The sequence below is a fragment of the uncultured Erythrobacter sp. genome (assembly GCF_947492365.1).
Taxonomy (GTDB): domain Bacteria; phylum Pseudomonadota; class Alphaproteobacteria; order Sphingomonadales; family Sphingomonadaceae; genus Erythrobacter.
This window is the reverse complement of the sequence record NZ_CANLMB010000001.1, coordinates 1,320,747-1,338,822: the sequence shown is the minus strand read 5'-3', so window position 1 is coordinate 1,338,822 and position 18,076 is coordinate 1,320,747. Positions and strand designations below refer to the sequence as shown.

General features: G+C 61.8%; 18 protein-coding genes. 10 read left to right on the top strand and 8 right to left on the bottom strand.

The features are described 5' to 3' along the window. Positions 1-7 precede the first annotated feature (7 nt). The 4 genes from Q0887_RS06545 to Q0887_RS06530 all read left to right on the top strand — a co-directional run bounded on the left by Q0887_RS06545 (position 8) and on the right by Q0887_RS06530 (position 3,380). Positions 8-577, top strand: coding sequence for a T6SS immunity protein Tdi1 domain-containing protein (locus Q0887_RS06545; protein ID WP_299193344.1), 570 nt, complete (start codon positions 8-10; stop codon positions 575-577). A gap of 350 nt (positions 578-927) precedes the next feature. Continuing rightward, positions 928-1,428 carry an rRNA maturation RNase YbeY gene (gene ybeY, locus Q0887_RS06540; RefSeq protein WP_299195267.1) on the top strand — a complete coding sequence of 167 codons (501 nt, stop codon included), beginning with the start codon at positions 928-930 and terminating at the stop codon, positions 1,426-1,428. Between the two features lie 19 nt (positions 1,429-1,447). Then, on the top strand, positions 1,448-2,404 hold the full coding sequence (locus Q0887_RS06535) for a hemolysin family protein (RefSeq protein ID WP_299193342.1): 957 nt from the start codon (positions 1,448-1,450) through the stop codon (positions 2,402-2,404). 94 nt (positions 2,405-2,498) lie between these two features. Further along, positions 2,499-3,380 (top strand): LysR substrate-binding domain-containing protein, encoded by an 882-nt coding sequence (locus Q0887_RS06530; RefSeq protein ID WP_299193340.1) that lies wholly within the window; start codon positions 2,499-2,501, stop codon positions 3,378-3,380. Here the strand turns inward: Q0887_RS06530 and Q0887_RS06525 are convergent. From Q0887_RS06525 to Q0887_RS06495, 7 genes are all read right to left on the bottom strand, one after another. After that, entirely contained in the window at positions 3,377-4,300 is a 924-nt protein-coding gene (locus tag Q0887_RS06525) for a lysophospholipid acyltransferase family protein (RefSeq protein WP_299193338.1), read from the bottom strand. The two genes, Q0887_RS06530 and Q0887_RS06525, sit on opposite strands and share 4 nt — an antisense overlap. Positions 4,301-4,308: 8 nt before the next feature. Beyond that, on the bottom strand, positions 4,309-4,731 hold the full coding sequence (locus Q0887_RS06520) for a Fur family transcriptional regulator (RefSeq protein WP_299193336.1): 423 nt from the start codon (positions 4,729-4,731) through the stop codon (positions 4,309-4,311). 151 nt (positions 4,732-4,882) lie between these two features. Further along, positions 4,883-5,320 carry a MucR family transcriptional regulator gene (locus Q0887_RS06515; RefSeq protein WP_299193334.1) on the bottom strand — a complete coding sequence of 146 codons (438 nt, stop codon included), beginning with the start codon at positions 5,318-5,320 and terminating at the stop codon, positions 4,883-4,885. Between the two features lie 172 nt (positions 5,321-5,492). Next, complete coding sequence (locus Q0887_RS06510) at positions 5,493-5,963, bottom strand: GNAT family N-acetyltransferase (protein ID WP_299193332.1); 471 nt, start codon at positions 5,961-5,963, stop codon at positions 5,493-5,495. Continuing rightward, entirely contained in the window at positions 5,960-6,571 is a 612-nt protein-coding gene (gene tsaB / locus Q0887_RS06505; protein ID WP_299193331.1) for a tRNA (adenosine(37)-N6)-threonylcarbamoyltransferase complex dimerization subunit type 1 TsaB, read from the bottom strand. The genes Q0887_RS06510 and tsaB overlap by 4 nt, the downstream gene beginning before the upstream one ends. A gap of 38 nt (positions 6,572-6,609) precedes the next feature. Then, positions 6,610-7,218: a malonic semialdehyde reductase gene (locus tag Q0887_RS06500; RefSeq protein WP_299193329.1), complete on the bottom strand. Its 609-nt coding sequence runs from the start codon at positions 7,216-7,218 to the stop codon at positions 6,610-6,612. Positions 7,219-7,222: 4 nt separating this feature from the next. Beyond that, positions 7,223-7,804 (bottom strand): NifU family protein, encoded by a 582-nt coding sequence (locus Q0887_RS06495; protein ID WP_299193328.1) that lies wholly within the window; start codon positions 7,802-7,804, stop codon positions 7,223-7,225. Between the two features lie 98 nt (positions 7,805-7,902). Here Q0887_RS06495 and Q0887_RS06490 point away from each other — a divergent pair, with 98 nt between their 5' ends. The 5 genes from Q0887_RS06490 to egtD all read left to right on the top strand — a co-directional run bounded on the left by Q0887_RS06490 (position 7,903) and on the right by egtD (position 16,062). After that, positions 7,903-10,947, top strand: a complete 3,045-nt coding sequence (locus Q0887_RS06490; protein ID WP_299193326.1) for an insulinase family protein — start codon at positions 7,903-7,905, stop codon at positions 10,945-10,947. Between the two features lie 131 nt (positions 10,948-11,078). Next, entirely contained in the window at positions 11,079-12,455 is a 1,377-nt protein-coding gene (locus tag Q0887_RS06485; protein ID WP_299193324.1) for a class II 3-deoxy-7-phosphoheptulonate synthase, read from the top strand. A 111-nt stretch (positions 12,456-12,566) separates the two neighbouring features. Further along, entirely contained in the window at positions 12,567-13,685 is a 1,119-nt protein-coding gene (locus Q0887_RS06480; protein WP_299193322.1) for a sensor domain-containing diguanylate cyclase, read from the top strand. Positions 13,686-13,864: 179 nt separating this feature from the next. Continuing rightward, a complete protein-coding gene (gene egtB, locus Q0887_RS06475) occupies positions 13,865-15,079 on the top strand; it encodes an ergothioneine biosynthesis protein EgtB (RefSeq protein ID WP_299195264.1) in 1,215 nt (404 codons plus the stop codon). Beyond that, the gene (gene egtD / locus Q0887_RS06470; RefSeq protein ID WP_299193320.1) at positions 15,076-16,062 is read left to right on the top strand and encodes an L-histidine N(alpha)-methyltransferase; all 987 of its coding nucleotides are present in this window, start codon (positions 15,076-15,078) and stop codon (positions 16,060-16,062) included. The genes egtB and egtD overlap by 4 nt, the downstream gene beginning before the upstream one ends. Before the next feature lie 11 nt (positions 16,063-16,073). Here the strand turns inward: egtD and Q0887_RS06465 are convergent, their stop codons facing one another. Continuing rightward, positions 16,074-17,048 (bottom strand): hypothetical protein, encoded by a 975-nt coding sequence (locus Q0887_RS06465; protein ID WP_299193319.1) that lies wholly within the window; start codon positions 17,046-17,048, stop codon positions 16,074-16,076. 140 nt (positions 17,049-17,188) lie between these two features. On the opposite strand from Q0887_RS06465, the gene Q0887_RS06460 reads away from it, so the two are divergent. Then, positions 17,189-17,953, top strand: coding sequence for an SDR family oxidoreductase (locus Q0887_RS06460; protein WP_299193317.1), 765 nt, complete (start codon positions 17,189-17,191; stop codon positions 17,951-17,953). The last annotated feature ends 123 nt before the right edge of the window (positions 17,954-18,076 follow it).

Here is an 18,076-nt window from a genome sequence, read left to right as displayed (position 1 = left end):
AGGTGTCATGGGTTGGAAAAATTGGTTCGGCGGAAAGTCCGATTCCGAAGAGGATGAGCAAGAACTCGACTTGGCGATCGATCTAGTTGCAATTGGAGGATCTCCTGAGAATGCCCATCTGTTCATTGAGGTTCCCGAAGAGGACATCTTGCGTGCCCTCGACGGCTGGCGGTGGTTGCCATTGTCAGGCCTCACTGCGATTGCCGTTTCCGCTTTCGGAGAGGTCTTCTTTCGCGACGTCGTTGGTGTGATCCATCAAATTGACACTATCGATGGTAAGCTTTCCAAGGCTGCCAACTCTCTCGCTGAACTAACGGTCCGTCTGCAAGAGGTTGAAGCTAGAGATAGCATGTTGTTTGAAGCACTAGTGATCGGCGCTCGCAATCGAGGTCTCATTCTAGAAAGTGGCGAGTGCTACGATTTTAGAATTGCTCCCGTATTTGGTGGGACGATGAACGTCGCAGAGATGCACAAGCTTTCATTTGTCGTAAAGCTGCACATCGCTGGTCAACTGCATGAGCAAGTCAGGGGCTTGCCACCGGGAACTCCAATCAGCGAAATTACAATCTCAGACTAAAGTCCGCTCCCACCCCCGATCCCCCACTTCCTCCTCTCCTGCCCCACTCGTCAAAAGCCATCCCCCGCACCTGCCGCTCCCTGGCGATTGCGTGGCTCTCTCCTTCAGAACCAAGTGAGAGATGGACAAGCGTGTCTTGCGGAGCGGCGGTAGTTTCAATATGGACCGCTTTCCTACGCGACCTGATCCGGGCTAGGGCGAGTGGGCAATGATTGAACGAATCTGCATCTCTCTTCGCGCGGCAGGAGCGCGCTTCGAACCGATGCTGGCTGGATTGCGGTTTTTTATCTTAGGACCGTGTAACATGCGGTCCATGTCTCGGTTAAGCCGCTGTAATCATGAGGTTCGCTTTGGAGCTTGAATGCGACATCGAAGACTGGCCTGCGGGTGAGTGGCCAAAGGGCTGGAGCGCGCTGGCTGAGCGCTCAGCCAGCGCCGCTGCCGAGGTCGCGCCGGAGCTTGCGAACCCGCGTCTGTCGGTGAGCGTGCTGTTCACCTCGGACGCCGAGGTTCACGCGCTCAACCGCGAATGGCGCGAGCGTGACAAGCCAACCAATGTGCTCAGCTTTCCGATGCTGGAGCGCGATGAGCTGCTCGATCTGGCGCCTGAAGGTCCGCCGGAGATGCTCGGTGACATTGCGCTTGCTCACGGGACTTGCGCCCGCGAGGCGGAGGCCAAGGGCGTCCCGCTAGACCACCACGCCGCGCACCTTGTCATCCACGGTCTGCTCCATCTGGCAGGCTATGATCATGTCGATTCCGATGAAGAAGCCGAAGCAATGGAGGCTCTGGAGATAACCGCACTTGCAAAACTGGGTATTGCGGACCCATATGGTGATCGTGATCATTAAGGAGTAATCACAAAGGGCCATGCCCGATTCCAGTACACCCGCCGCGGGAGACGCGGAGAGTAGCAGCGGGGTCCTCACCAGTTTGGGGACCGCTTTCAAGAAATTGGTCGGTGCCGGTGACGGCGATCGCTCTTTGCGCGCGCAGCTCGAAGAGGTGATCGACGAGCACGAGGACGAGAACGAGGATTCCGAAAGCGCGGATGGCAGCAGTAGCAATGGCGACCTCTCGCCGGTCGAGCGCCAGATGCTGCGCAACCTCCTGCACTTCTCAGAACACGACGCCGATGATGTCGCGGTTCCGCGCGGAGAGATCGTTGCGGTGGATGCATCTCTGTCATGGGATGCGCTGGTTGCAACATTCGCAGAGCACGGCCATTCGCGCATGCCGGTCTATCGTGAGCGGCTCGATGATGTGATCGGGATGATCCATATCAAGGACGTGTTTGCCGAGCTGGTGAGCGACAAGCCGCCGCCGCGCGACTGGACCGTGCTGATGCGTCAGCCGCTCTATGTCCCGCAATCGCGCGGCGCGCTCGATGTGCTCGCCGATATGCGCACGCGCAGGGTGCATCTGGCGATTGTGCTCGACGAGTTCTCAGGCACGGACGGGATCATCACGATCGAGGATCTGGTCGAGGAAATCGTCGGCGAGATCGAGGACGAGCATGACGAAACCGCCGAGGCGCTGATCGTGCCGATTGGCGAGGGCATGTGGGACTGCGATGCCCGCGCTGAGCTGGAGGATGTGGCCGAAGTGGTCGATCCGCGCCTTGGCGAGGTCGAGGAGGCAGTCGATACGCTGGGGGGGCTCGCCTTTGTGCTGGCCGAAGCGGTGCCGGCGGTGGGCGCGAAGCTGGAGCATCCCAGCGGCTGGCGGATCGAGGTTACGGCGGGTGACGAGACGCATGTGAAGCGCTTGCGTCTCCACGCGCCGGGCAGCGAAGAGCCGCCTGCTCCACCCGCTGAGGTGCAATAATTGCGCGCATTCGCCGCTATTTGCGGTGATGCTTCAATTTTTTGCATCCTTTCGGTTCCGCGCAGCGTAGCTCCGGTGTAACAGGAGCTGCACTATGCCATCTCGCCGACTTCCCCCGCTACGCGCCCTCGAAGCATTCATGCGCACGGTGCGTCTTGGTTCTGCCCGCGCGGCGGCCGAAGAGATCGGGCTCAGCCCGTCGGCTCTCTCGCGCCGGATCACCAATCTGGAAGAGTTCGTCGGCAAGAAGCTGTTCACCCGCGCGCGCCAGTCAATGCAGCTGACCGATGAGGGGCAGGCGTTCTACGAGGCGGTGAACCCGCATCTGGAATCGCTCACTCGCGCGGTGGAAAGCCAGTCGGACAATATCTCGCTGCTGCGTTTGCGGCTGGGCGTGCTGCCGATGTTCGGGAGCCAGCGGCTGTTCCCGCGTTTGGGCGAGCTGCGCAAGCGGCACCCGCTGCTGCATATCGACATCGACACCGCGCCGCATCTGGAAGACCGGGTGGGCGACACGCTCGATGCCGCGATCATCCTGTCGCGCGGTCCGGCGTCAGGGCTGCATGCCGTGCGGCTCGACCACAATCTGGTCCACGCGATCTGTTCGCGCGACGTGGCCAGTGTTGTGGGCGAAGTCAGCGCGGCCAGTCTCGCGAAACAGACTTTCCTGATCCACAATGAGCTACCCGAAAGCTTTGTGGAGTGGAAAAAGGCGAACCACCTCGACGATATGGAACCCGCCGCAATCGATCATTACGATTCCGGCCAGCTGATGCTGGAGGCGGCGGCGCAGGGGCTGGGCATTGCGATCATGCATGACGATCACTTGCTGCGAGCGGGCGATAACAGGCTGGTCAATCTGCCGGGGCCGGAAGTGCAAAGCCCTTACAGCTATTGGTTCGTGTGCAAACCGACTGCGCTTGAAATGCGCCCGGTGCGGCTGTTTCATGATTGGCTGGTGCGCGCGGGGCTTTAGGGCGCTGTATCGTCCGGGACCTGCTTTGCCGCGCCCGCTTCGTAGCGGATCGGCGGCACGTCATGTGCGAATGGGCGCAGCGGCTTTCCCAGCGTTTCCAGCAGAGCGTCCTCGATCCTGCGGCGTGCCTCTTGCCCGATGGCTTTGCGTCCGCGAATCTCGTCGGGGCAGAAAGGCTCCAGAAAGCGGACTTTCAGCGGGAAAGTGCCATTGCGCGCCAGCACGCGTTTGGCGTTGTTAAGCCCGCCTTCTTCTCCAACCCAGCCGATCCACTCCGCCACCTGACCGTAATCGAGCAACACCGGCTGAACCAGAACGCCGGGGGGAGGGGGCTCCAGCACCGAAAGCATGCTGGTCTTGAACGGCAAGAGCGACTGACCGTCGGTTGTGGTTCCCTCGGGAAAGACGGTGACCGCCCAATTGTCCGCCAGCGCCTCTTTCAGCGCGTTGATCTGCTCGGCCACCCCCATCCTGTGTTCGCGCTTCACAAAGACGGTGCGGTTGAGCGAGGCGAGCCAGCCGACCACGGGGGTTTCCTCAAGCTCGGCCTTGGCGACAAAAGCGGTCCCACAGGCGCCTGCGAGCGAGAGGATGTCGAGCCACGAGATGTGGTTGGCGACATAGAAGACATCGCGCTTGAGATGGGTGCCTTCGACCTCGACCCGCGCGCCACATATCCATGCGGAGTAGCGAAGGAAATACATCGGGAAAGGCGAGCCATAGGCCAAGATGCGGAACACAAAATGCGACGGTAGGCAGACAAGCAGCAGCGCCACCAGCATCAGCACGCGGCGCACAACTCGCAGCCATCCGCGGATCGAAATCGGAGTGTTTGCGCCGCGCGCGGCTTCGACGCGAAGCTGCCAGGCTTTATCCTCGGTAGGAGCGTCGATGCCTGTCGCTGCGGCGTGGTCGTCCATGCTGCCGCTCAATCGTCGCGCGACAGGCGCACGCCGTACAGTTCCATGCGGTGATCGACCAACCTATAGCCGAGCTTTTCGGCGATCTGCCGTTGGAGCGCCTCGACTTCGGGATCGACGAATTCGACGACTTTGCCGGTTTCGACATCGATCAGGTGATCGTGATGCGCCTCTGGCACGGGCTCATAGCGCGAGCGGCCATCGCCGAAATCGTGACGGTCGAGGATGCCGGCCTCTTCGAAAAGGCGAACCGTGCGATAGACGGTTGCAATCGAAATCTTGGAATCAATCGCCGAGGCACGGCTGTGGAGCAGCTCCACATCGGGATGATCGTCGCTGTCCGACAGCACCTTCGCAATCACGCGGCGTTGCTCGGTGATGCGCAGGCCCTTTTCGGCGCACAATTGTTCAAGATCGATTTTCTGGTTCAAGCGAAGGCTTCCCGGATGTCCTGTCTCGACTACCGCTGACGGGCGAACCGGCAGCAACACACCCGCGCCTCTTACCGAGGCGGGGCGCATTGCTCAAGCTTGACCGGTGGTATCGCCCCCAGATGATTGATCTGGGGGTGTCTTCGCACTCTTATTTTGCCTTGCGGCCACCGCGGCCCGATCCGGGCTTGCGGCCAAGACCGATTTTCTTGGCCAGATCGCGGCGCTTTTCGGCATAATTGGGAGCGACCATCGGATAGTCCGAAGGCAGACCCCAACGCGCACGATATTCCTCGGGCGTCATGTCGTAATTGGTGCGCAGATAACGCTTCAGCATTTTCAGCTTCTTGCCGTCTTCAAGGCAGACGATGTAATCCGGCTTGATCGAAGCGCGGATCGAAACGGCCGGTTCAGGGCGCACTTCTTCGACTTCGTCTTCTTCGCCCAGTGCTGCCAAAGCACCGAAAACATTCGTGATTAGGCTAGGCACATCATCGACAGCGACATCATTATTGCTAACATGCGCTGCGACAATATCGCTGGTGAGTGTGATGAGCGTTTCTTTCATCTCGATTTCCAAGTCCTGCATTTGCGTGAGTCCCTCATTTTCTCTCGGGTTTTCCCGATTTTTCTTTGGATTTCCCGTTAACTGGGGTCCAGCCGAGGCGCATGGCGCAGTCGGCCGGATTTGGCAAGCTTTATGCTCTTCAAATAAAATGAAGTTACATCCACTTTGCGTGTATTCGAATAGCGGATTTGAACTAGAGAGTCTTGCCGAAAGTAATTGCATCAACCTTGCTGCCGTCGGCGAGATTGTAATAGTTGGTTCGGACTCCAATCGGTTCAAAACCAACCTTTTTATAAAGATTTACTGCTGGATTGCCCCGGCGCATCTCAAGAAACATGCGTGTTGCTCCGCGAGTCTTGGCGTCTGCGAACAATTGTTCGACCAGAGTGAGGCCCAACCCGGCTCCGCGACAATCGGGCGAAACTGCGATCAGCAGCAATTCTTCTTCATCGGCGGCGTGGCGCGACAGGACGAAGCCTGCGGGCTCGCCCGCAACGCTGCCGTCGAGGACGCGGCCGAAAGTGTCGACCACGATCGCGAAAGTGTGCGGCAGGGTGAGCGCGTCGCTGACCTGCCGGCGGTTCCACGCTTCGCCATAGGCCGGGTCGAAGGAGGCCTCCATCACCGCCATGATCTGATCGACCTGATCGGGGAAGGGGCTCATGATCCGGCAACCTTTTGCGGTACCGCGTCGGGCGCGCGTCCATAGGTCGGGGCGGTGTCGGTGGTGAAAGTGGCCTCGCTCAGCACGCTGACCTTTCGGGCATCGGGCAGCAGGCTGGTCGGCCGCTTGGCCTCCGCAAACATTGCGGCAAGTTCTTCCGCCCGGTTTCCTGCAATAGTTTCGTGCAAACACGCATCACGCGCCGCTTCGGGTGCGAGCGAGCGCACAGCGTCTTGCGCTGCGCCGCCCGCAAAGTTCTGCACGAACCATTCGCCATGTCCGCCATTCATGCAGACGGTGACTTGCGAAGCATCAGACTGCGCGGCGACCAACGCCAGCGTCGGATAGCCCAGCACCTTCGCGCCCCATGCGACGCCGAGCGCGCGCGCCGTCGCAATTCCGATCCGCACGCCGGTAAAGCTGCCCGGACCGAGCGAAACGAGAATGCGATCCGCGCGGCCCTTGTCAGGCAGCGCGGCGATCATTGGAACCAGAGTTTCGGCATGACCGCGCCCGAGCACACGGTGGTCATGCGCGATCAGCCCCGCATCTTCAAAGAGGGCGACAGAGCAGGCTTCGCTGGCAGTTTCGATCGCGAGAATGCGCATGGGCTCGCCCCCTGCCTCAGCCTCGCGGCGCAGGCAAGTCAGACAATCGTGTTGAACGTGTCAAAATCGGGGCGCGGTGAGCGATCAAAGATACTCGCCGGGTCGCCATAGCCGACCGAGCAGAGGAAATTGACGCGGTGACGCGGCTCGTCTGCGAAGAACGCGGCATTGACCGCTTCGGCGTCAAAACCCGACATCGGCCCGCAATCCAGCCCGACAGCGCGCGCGGCGAGAATGAAGTATGCGCCTTGCAGCGAGGAATTGCGGAATGCGCCTTCCTCGCGGCCTTTCTCGTCACCTTCGAACCAGCTTTTCGCGTCGGTGTGGGGGAACAGCCACGGCAATTCTTCGTGAAAGTCGATGTCATAGCCGATCACGGCAGTGACAGGAGCGGCTTTGATCTTGGCCTGATTGCCCTCCATCGCGCAGGCCGCAAGCCGGGCTTTCTCCGCCTCCGACTTCACCCATACAATCCGCGCAGGCTGCATATTGGCCGATGTGGGAGCCATTTTCATCAGGTCCCAGATCGCGTGGAGCTGCGCGTCGGATACCGGCTTGTCGAGCCAGTCATTGTAAGTGCGCGCGTCGTTGAACAGCTGGTCGAGCGCCGCTTGAGACAGCACTTTGTCGTGATATTGTGTGGTCATGGGATCAGGCGGCTCGCACTTCGGCAACTTCGGGGATGTAGTGTTTGAGCAGGCTTTCAATGCCGTGCTTGAGCGTCGCGGTGCTGGACGGGCAGCCCGCACACGCGCCTTGCAGGGTCAGATAGACCACGCCGTCGCCAAAGCCGCGATAGGCAATGTCCCCGCCATCACCCGCCACCGCAGGGCGAACGCGGGTTTCGAGCAATTCCTTGATCGAGGCGATGATCTCGGCGTCTTCCTCGCGGTCCTCGACCACCATCTCTGCCGCTTCGGGCGGGACCGAAATTCCGTCCGCGCTGCCGCCTGCGAAAAGCGGGGCTTCGGAGATGAAATGGTCGAGCAGGATTGTCACAACCTGCGATTTGAGCGCGCCCCAGCTTGCTCCGGGAGCAGCGGTGACGGACACAAAGTCGCTGCCGAAGAAGACATTCACGACTTCGCCGGTGTCGAATATCGCCTCTGCCAGCGGGCTGGCCTCAGCCGCTTCGTAAGAGGCAAATTCGCGCGTGCCCGAAGGCATGACTGCACGGCCGGGGAGGAATTTGAGGCTCGCCGGATTGGGCGTGGTTTCGGTCTCTATGAACATGGTGTGCTAGATAGGAGGAGCGCGGCCTTCCGGCAAGGAAGCGATTGTTTGCGGACATTCACTAGCCCTTCATAGGTTGCCCCCTTATAGGTAGAGACATGATCACGATTTTTCGGGCGAGCGCCGCCCTCGCTCTTTTCGCCGCGCCTGCCGCTATTGTCCTGCCTGCGCTGGCGCAAAGCGGCTCTGACTTCCGCAATGCTGCGCCGGTGGCCGCTCCGGCGACGCCTGCAGTGCCCGCGCCCACCGCCATTCAGGGCGCAGGCGAGGTGCCGTGGCTTTACGAAGGCAGCAATGTTCCGGTCGATGCCGAATGGCTGTTTGGCGAGATGGACAATGGTCTGCGCTATGCGGTGCGCCGCAACGGTGTGCCTCCGCGCCAGATCGCGGTGCGCGTGCGGATCGATGCAGGCTCCCTGCACGAAACCGATGAGGAACAGGGCTATGCCCACCTGCTCGAACACTTGCTGTTCCGCGAAAGCGCCTATCTGGGACAGGCAGAGGCGATTGCCGCATGGCAGAGACTGGGCGCGACATTCGGCAGCGATGCCAATGCTGAAACCAGCCCGACGCACACCGCTTACAAGCTCGACATCCCCGATATTGACGATGCCAAGCTCTATGAAAGTTTCCGCCTGCTTTCAGGCATGATCCGCGAGCCGGTTCTCAGCGATGAGAATGTCGCGGCTGAACGGCCCATCGTGCTGGCTGAGAAGCGCGAGCGGGGCGGGGCGGCTGAGCGGGTGGGCGACCTGACGCGGCGCACCTTCTTTGCCGGACAAAGGCTCGCGACACGCAATCCGATCGGCACAGTTGAGACATTGGAAGGCGCCACAGGCTCCAGCGTGCAGGCGTTCTATGACCGCTGGTATCGCCCTGAAAACACCGTGATCGTCGTCGCCGGCGATGCCGATCCGCTGGTTCTCGCGGGGCTGGTCGAGATGTGGTTCGGCGATTGGGAAGGCACCGGCACACCCGGCGTCGCGCCCGATTTCGGCGATCCGGTCGCCCCCGATGGTGCTCCTGTTTCGGCGGGAACCAATTTGGCCATCGGTGATCTGGGGGTCGCAGTCGAACCCGACATGCCGCGCAATCTCACCTATGCGATCATGCGTCCGTGGCGGCAGGTTCAAGATACGATTGTCTATAATGAAGGCCTCCTGCTCGATGTGCTGGCTCAGTCGATCATCAACCGGCGGCTGGAGACACGGGCGAGGGCGGGCGGCTCTTACCTCTATGCGCAGGTCCAGCAGGACGATGTCTCGCGTTCGACCGATGCGACTTTTGTGAGCTTCGCCCCGCTTTCGGATGACTGGCAGGCCGCGCTTGCCGATGTGCGCGGGGTGATCGCCGATGCAATTGCCAATCCGCCGACGCAGGAAGAGATCGACCGCGAGGCGGCGGAATTCGACGTCGCCTTTGCCAGTTCGGTCGAGCAGGCGCCGGTTCAGGCCGGACGCGATCTCGCCGACAATCTGGTCAATGCGGTCGATATCCGTGAAACCGTCGCCGCGCCGCAAGTGGTGCTAGACGTGTTCCGCGGAATGCGTAACCGCATGACCCCGGCAGAAGTCCACGCCCGCACCCGCGCTCTGTTTGAAGGCGATGTGCTGCGCTCGGTCTATGTCACGCCCGCCATCGGCGAAGCGGACGAGGATGCGCTGCAACTCGCGCTCGCCAGTGAGGCGCTGGTCGATGACACCGCGCGGCTGGCTGCGCAGACAATTTCCTTTGACGAATTGCCCCCCGTGGGCAGGCCCGGTTCGATCACCGAGGAAGGCCCGCTGGGCATTCTCGAAGTCGAGCAGGTCAATTTCGACAATGGCGTGCGCGCGCTTTTGTGGTCGAACGATGCAGAGCCGGGCCGTGTGACGGTGAAGGTGCGATTTGGCTCGGGCTACCGTGCCTTTGACGCCGACAGCGCGGTCTATGCGACGATCGGCCAGATGGCGCTGGTCGGCTCTGGCATTGGCGAGCTGGGCCAGAACGAGTTGGACCGGCTGGCAACGGGGCGCAGGCTCGGCTTCGACTTTGCGATTGATGATGCGGTCTTCACACTGACGGCGCAGACGCGTTCGAGCGACGTCGAGGACCAGCTTTATCTGTTCGCCGCCAAGCTCGCGATGCCGCGCTGGGACGAGGATCCCGTGATCCGCGCGCGCGCAGCGGCAGAGCTGGCCTACAACACCTATTCGACCAGTCCGGGCGCGGTCCTCAACCGTGACCTTGAATATCTCGCCACGGACAGCGATCCGCGTTTCGCAACGCCGACGCCGGAAATGCTCGAGAACGTCACGCCCGAGGGCTTTCGCGAAGTGTGGGAGCCGCTTTTGGCTGAGGGTCAGGTCGAAGTCCTGATATTCGGCGAATTTGACCGCGATGCCGTGGTTGCGAAACTGCGCGAGACTTTTGGCGCGCTGCCCGAGCGCGAAGCCATCGCTCCCGAAGTTGCTGCGCGTCTGCCCGGCTTCCCCGACGCTGCGAGCGCGCCAACCGTGCTCACCCATCGCGGCGATGCCAATCAGGCGGCGGCGGTGATCGCATGGCCCAGCGGCGGCGGCATGGCGAGCATCCGCGAATCGCGCCAGCTCGATATCCTCACCCAGATCTTCAACAACCGCCTGCTGGAGGCGCTGCGTGAGCGCGCCGGGGCGAGCTATTCGCCGCAAGCATGGTCGAACTGGCCGACCGATATCAGCGCCGGTGGCCGCGTCACTGCGCTCGCCCAGTTGGAGCCAGACTTCGTGCCGGTCTTCTTTGCCGAGGCGGAGCGGATCGCGCGCGACCTGGTCGACAATCCGCCGACCGCTGACGAGATCACCCGCGTCACCGAGCCGCTCAGCCAGCGCATCCGCCGTGCTTCGACCGGCAACCAGTTCTGGCTGTTCAACCTCGAAGGTGCGAGCTTTGACCCGCAGCGTGTGACCTTGCTGCGCTCGCTGCTGTCGGATTATTCGCAGACCAATCCGCAGATCATGCAGTTCCTTGCAGACCGGTATTTTGCCCAGCGCACGCCGCTGAAACTGGCGGTGATCCCTGAAGGGCAGGAACTAGCCGAAGCGCCCGAGGAGCCGGCCGCCACGTCGAGCGCGCCCGCTGTGCGCGCTGCGCCTGTCGCAGCACCTGCGATTACAGGCCGTTAAAGCGCTGATCGAGCCTCTCGATCATAGAGGGCGCGAAATAAAGTTGTTGCACTGCGGCATTCGGCTTTACAGATAGAACAAGCGCGCCTACCCCGCGCGCCGCAGAACGTTTCAGAAAGAGTGATTTGACAGTGGCGCAGACCTGGCACCCCGAAAGCTGGAAAGAGCACGAAGCGCGGCATCTGCCGCAATACGAGGATGCTGCCGAACTGGCCGCTGCCGAAGGCACGCTGGCCAATTATCCGCCGCTGGTCTTTGCCGGTGAAGCGCGCGCGCTCAAAGCGGACCTTGCCGACGTGGCCAATGGTCACGCCTTCCTGCTGCAAGGCGGTGACTGTGCGGAGAGCTTTGCCGAGTTTCACCCGAACAATATCCGCGACACATTCCGCGTGCTGCTGCAGATGGCGGTCGTCATGACCTTCGCCAGCAAGCGGCCCGTGGTGAAGGTCGGCCGGATGGCAGGCCAGTTTGCCAAGCCGCGTTCGGCTCCGACTGAAACGCAAGGCGATGTGACGCTGCCGAGCTATCTTGGCGACAATATCAACGGGATCGACTTCGACCCCGCACAGCGCCGCAACGATCCTGACCGGATGGTGCGGGCCTATTCGCAGGCTGCCTCGACGCTCAACCTGCTGCGCGCCTTTGCCGGCGGTGGCTACGCCAATCTTCGGCAGGTCCACCAATGGACGCTCGAATTCATGGGCCGCACGCCCTGGGCGGACAAGTTCTCCGAAACTGCCGACCGGATCGGCGAAGCGCTCGATTTCATGGTCGCTTGCGGGGTTGACCCGGCGACGGTCCCGCAATTGCAGGGCACCAGCTTCTACACCAGCCACGAAGGGCTGTTGCTGCCTTACGAGCAGGCGCTGACGCGGCAGGATTCGCTCACCGGCGATTGGTACGCGACCAGCGCGCACATGCTGTGGATCGGTGATCGCACTCGCTTCCCCGGCAGCGCGCATATCGAATTTGCGCGCGGCATCGGAAATCCGCTCGGCATGAAATGCGGCCCCTCGCTGGAGCCGGATGCGCTGCTCGAACTGCTCGACCAGCTCAACCCTTCGCGCGAAGCGGGGAGGATCACGCTCATCAGCCGTTTCGGGCACGACAAGGTCGAAGAAGGCCTGCCCAGACTGGTCCGCGCGGTGAAAGCCGAGGGGCATCCGGTCGTGTGGAGCTGCGATCCGATGCACGGCAATGTCATCAAATCGGCAAGCGGCTTTAAGACCCGCCCGTTCGAGCGCATCCTCTCCGAAGTGAAGGGCTTTTTCGCAGTCCACCGCGCTGAAGGCACGCATCCGGGAGGCATCCATATCGAGATGACCGGACAGGACGTGACCGAATGCACCGGCGGCGCGGTCGAGATCACCGATGAGGCATTGGGCGACCGCTATCGCACACACTGCGACCCGCGCCTCAACGCCGAACAATCGCTTGAACTGGCATTCCTGCTCGCAGAAATGCTCAACAGCGAGATTGGCGTGTCGCGCGCTGCTGACGCTGCGTAGGACAATACTGAACGCGGGCAATCCGGCGCTCTCCGGCGAATTGCTTAGGTAGAGCAACGGGGAGGGCGCGCGGCCTTAGCATAGGGTTTGGTGCATATACGCCCAGGCTCAATGTTGCTTAACACTGCCTCCTCATTGGTCGCCGGGCCAGACCTCGCTAGCGGCGTCGCCGCGCCTGCCGAAACGGGTTCGGGCGCATTGATGGTGCTGAGCCTGCTTCTGGCGATGGTCGCGATTGCGGCAGTTGCCAATGTCATCACTTCTCGCCGTCAGGTTCGCAAGATCACCCGAACCGAACGTGCCCGTGCGCAGAATATGCGCGAGCTTTTACGCACGGTCAGAATGGCGGAAAGCATGGCGGGGATCGGCGTGTGGCAGTTTGATCCGGTTACCGGAATCCAGCAATGGTCTGACGGGCTCAAGCGCCTGTTCGGGATCGAACACAATGACCCCTTCGTCGAAGGCGACGCCGAAACGCTGCTGTTCGCCAACAATATCAATCTGGTCGGCAAGGTGCGCGAACATGGTGATGAAGTTGAACCCTTCACCTTGCAATTCGACATTTACGGCTATGACGGGATGGCGCGTTCGATCTCTGTCCAGGCCTGCAATCTGATGGGATCCGATGGCAAGGTGCACCGTGTGGTCGCAGTTGTGCGCGACAATACCGAGCAGATGGCGAAAGTGCGCCAGCTGGAACATTCGCGCCAGCGTGCCGAAAGCGAGGCCAAGAAAGCGAAGGTGCTGGCCGAAACCGACCCTCTCACGGGGCTCGCTAATCGCCGCCGCGTCATGTCCGAACTTTCGCGTCTGTTGGTCGATGCGCGAATTACGCAAATGCCGCTGGTGCTGGTGATGTTCGACATTGACCACTTCAAGCGGGTGAATGACACGCATGGTCATCCCGCCGGTGACAAAGTGCTAAGGAAGATCGCCCGCATCGCTCAGGGCCAGGCCCGTGATAGCGATCTGGTGGGCCGCGTGGGGGGCGAGGAATTTGTCTGGGTTATCCCGGCAGCTGGCGATGGAATGGCGCGGGTCATGACCGAAAGGCTGCGGCAGGCTATCGCTGCGGAAAGCGGCGTCGATGGCATACCGTCGGTCACGATCAGCATCGGCTTTGCCTGCATCCAGACCGGCGATACCGCGCTGTCGATCTTCGCCCGCGCAGACGGCGCGCTTTATGAAGCGAAGCACTCTGGCCGCAACCGCGTGCGCATGGCCGCCTGACCGCTGCCTGCGGAAATCCGAGAGAATACAACGCTGCGTCGCAATTGTGCTGGGGCCATGCGCCTTTCAATTGCCCGCACCTTTCGCCATATTGGCTCGACCCGGACAATCGACACAGGAGCGGCGCTGTGCCCCGCAGCGAAAAGCGCGAAGACACTTTCAGCCATAGCGACGCGCCCTTGCGCGACCAGTTCCGCCGCACGCGCTCGCTGATGGAGGCTCTGGTCGAGCCGCTCAGCGATGCCGATGCGACGATCCAGTCGATGGAGGATGCGAGCCCCGCCAAATGGCATCTCGCGCATACGACATGGTTCTGGGAGACGTTCCTGCTGCGCGAATATGCGCAAGGCTACAGGCTCCACAACCAAGATTGGCCGTTCCTGTTCAACTCCTATTACGAAGCCGAAGGCGCGCGCATTCACCGCTTTTCGCGCGGAATGCTCTCGCGCCCCACGCTGGATGAGGTGTGGGAGTGGCGAGCGGCAGTGAATGCGGCGATGGAGCCATTGCTCGATGATCCCGCACTGACGGACCTGATCGCGCTGGGTATCGCGCATGAGCAGCAACATATCGAGCTGCTGCTGACCGATATCAAACACGCGCTGTTCCAGAACCCTCTTGGCCCGGCGATGTGGGAGAATGCTCCGCCTCCTTCGCCCGAGCCGCGACAAACCGGTTGGCACTCGCATCCCGGCGGAATCGCGTTGGTCGGGCATCAGGGCGAGGGCTTTGCCTTCGACAATGAAGGCCCGCGCCACCGCGTGCTGCTGGAACCCTTCGCGCTAGCCGACCGGCTTGTGACCAATCGCGAATGGGCTGAGTTTATCGCTGATGGCGGCTATTCCACCCCCTCGCTCTGGCTATCCGACGGCCTTGCATGGGTGCGTGAGCAGGCAATCACAGCGCCGCTCTATTGGGAGGGCGCGCGCGCCTTCACCCATTCCGGCTGGCAGGACCGCGACCCTGACGCGCCGGTCACCCACATCTCCTATTACGAAGCCGACGCCTACGCGACCTGGGCCGGAGCGCGCCTGCCGACCGAGTTTGAATGGGAGGCGATTGCGCGCGGGCAAGAGGGCGAGGGCCCTGCACATGATCCGGCGGATGGCAATCAGCTCGACTGCTCCTCTGCGCCGCTGCCCAAGGGCGGCCAAAACCTGTTCGGCGATTGCTGGCAGTTTACCCGCTCGGCCTATCTCCCTTACCCGCGCTTCAAACCGGCAAGCGGCGCGGTGGGCGAATATAACGGCAAATTCATGAGCGGGCAGATTGTCCTCAAAGGTGCAAGCTGCGCTACGGTGAGAGGCCATTCGCGCGCCTCCTACCGCAATTTCTTCTACTCTCATCAGCGCTGGCAATTCACCGGATTGCGGCTGGCAAAGGACGTTTCTTGAACATCGATGAAGGCCTAAAACTGGTCGAACTGGACGATAGCGGCGTCAATACGGCGTTCCGCGCCGATGTGCTCGCTGGCCTGTCGCAAGAGCCCAAGGCGATCCCCGCACGCTGGCTGTATGACGATGCCGGATCGCAGCTGTTCGAAGACATCACCCAGCTGCCCGAATATTACCCCACCCGCGCGGAAACCGAGATACTCAAAGGGCAGGGCGCGAGCTTTGCCGAGATGATCGGTGAAGGGCGCGCTGTCGTCGAGTTTGGCTCGGGTTCTTCGGTGAAGACGCCTTTGCTGCTCGCCGCGATCAAACCTGCGGCCTATGTGCCGCTCGACATTTCGGGCGATTTCCTGCGTGCGGCTGCGGCTGATCTGGCGCAGAAATTTCCGGGTCTTCCGGTCCATCCGGTCGAAGCCGACTTCATGCGCCGGGTCGAGCTGCCTGAAGAGATAGCGAGCCTGCCTAAGCTCGGCTTTTTTCCCGGCTCGACCATCGGCAACATGGTCGCGCGCACGGCTGTCGACTTGCTCCGAAACATGCGCGAGACTTTGGGTGTAGGGGCCAAGCTTCTGATCGGGATGGACCTGATCAAGGACGAGGATGTGCTGGTCGCCGCCTATGACGATGCGGCAGGGGTGACGGCTGAGTTCAACCGCAATCTGCTGCGCCGGATCAACCGTGAGCTCGGCGGCGATATTCCGGTCGAAAAGCTCGCCCACGAAGCGCGCTGGAACGATCAAAATGCACGGATCGAGATGCATCTGGTGGCAAGCGAGGCGATTGAATTTAGCGTTGCTGGCAAGACCTTCTCGCTCGACGTTGGCGAGAGCATCCACACCGAGAACAGCCACAAATTCAACCGCCGCACGTCGAATATGCTGCTGCTGGCGGGCGGCTGGGATCCAACCGCGCGCTGGCTTGATAGCGAAGGGCGCTTCTCGCTCCTCCTCGCCGAAGCCCGCCCCAACCGCAGCGCGCCTTAGGCGGCGAGGCTTTAGCTGGCTTCGCGAGCCGCAATCAGCGCCGCTGCTGCATGCGCGCGGTCTCTTAGCGTGTCGTGATCATCCCACACCGCCGCAATCGCATCATACCAAGGCTTGGCCGAGCGGGAGGAAAGCCCGGTGGCTTCGTGATAGGGGACATAGTCCTCCCCCAGCACCGACCGTGCGGCGCGGCCTACGCCGTAGAATTGGAGGTAATGCCAAAAGCGCCGCTCTTCCAAGCCATTGGCTTCCAGCGCCTCGGCAGCGACTTCGCGCAACTGGCTGAACATGGGGTCGGTATGCGCCGCCTCGTGAAACGCCATTTCCAGCGCGTGGGTGCGATAATCCGGTTGGCTCGCCGAAATCACCGTGTGGTGCGAATTGGTGTAGGCCCCGATCCGCGTAGCATAGGGGACCACATCGATCCGGATCGGCTCCACCCTCCATTCGCCCGATAGCTCGCGTACGACAGCCCGCGCCATCGCATCGCCATATTGCGCGATCTGGCTTTCGAGCATCGCGCGATAGCTATCCGTCGCGGCGCGGTGTGCGGGGGCGAAATAGGCTTCGTAGGTTGGGCGAAAGGCGTCCATCGCGGCGCTAACCGCCGGATCGGGAAACTCCACAAGGCCGCCCGTCAGATTTGCTCCCATGAACAGCATGTTGCGATCAAACAGCGGATGCGCATCGAGATAGGGCTGGAAGGCGGCGTAAACGGGGGCAAAGGCCTCGGCATGCTCTGCCAATAGCGCCGCATCCTTCACGCTGAGCGGCCTGCGATTGCGCAGCTCGCGATCCGAAAGGCTGCGTGCGGCGTGATAGGAGAACAGGAACAGCGCGAGGTCGTGCGACGTATGGACCTCGATTGCGATTGCGGTGCTGTCGCGGGCAAGATCGACGACTTGCGGCGGGCTGGCCGGTGAGGGCGCAACACAGCCGCTTGCGCAGATCATAATGGCCAACGGAGCGGAGAAAAAAGTCTTCATCCGTGTCATTCTGAGCGAGCAGGCGGATGTGATCAAGCGGGCGCTTGCATCTGCACACCGCCTTTCCCCCGCATAAGCGTTAGTGGACGGCAGCGTGAGCGCGGCCCAATCTCTTTCCATAATTTCACAGGAGAGACTTGATGCAGGACCTGTTCGACCTTTCAGGCCAGACCGCAGTTGTGACCGGCGCCGGTCGCGGAATCGGGGAAGGGATCGCGATCCTGCTAGCCGAAGCGGGCGCGAATGTGGTGTGCGCGGCGCGCTCCGAAGACCAGATCTCCCGCGTGGCGGACGCGATCAATGCGAGCAACTCAAGCGGGCGCGCCATCGCGCAGGCGACCAATGTGGCGAGCGCCGAGGACATGGATGCGCTTGCCCAGCGTGCGGTCGATGAATTCGGGCGGCTCGATATCTGGATCAACAATGCGGGCGGCTCGCTGGTATCGGCTCCGATCACAGAGCTTGATCCGGCAGAGTGGGACAACACGCTCGCGGTGAACCTGTCCAGCGTGTTTTACGGCGTGCGCGCGGCGGCGCGGCATATGAAGAATGGCGGGGCAATCGTGAACACGTCGAGCATGGCGGGCCGCGATCCCTTCCCCGGCAGCGGCCATTACAGCGCGGCGAAGGCGGGTGTGAACATGCTCACCAAAACGCTCGCGCTGGAGCTCGGCGCGCAGAAAATCCGCGTCAATGCGATCCTTCCCGGCTTTGTGCCCACCGACACGGTGAAGAAAGCGCTCGACATGACCGACGAAGATTTCGGGCCGCTGCTGGAGCAGCTGAACCTGCCCGCCGGACGGCTAGGCACCCCGCGCGATATCGCCGCCTGCGTGCTCTATCTTGTGGGCAATTCGGGCGAGTGGGTGACCGGCCAGAACCTTTGCGTTGCCGGAACTGTCTAGTCCCGAAGCCTGGTCACGGCAGTCAAAGCGCGACCGCGCGGCCCGCAGGGGCACCGTAACGAAGCGAAGCTGAGTGGAGGAGCTGCCCCGAGGACGAACCGGCGGAGGCCGGTTCTCGAAACA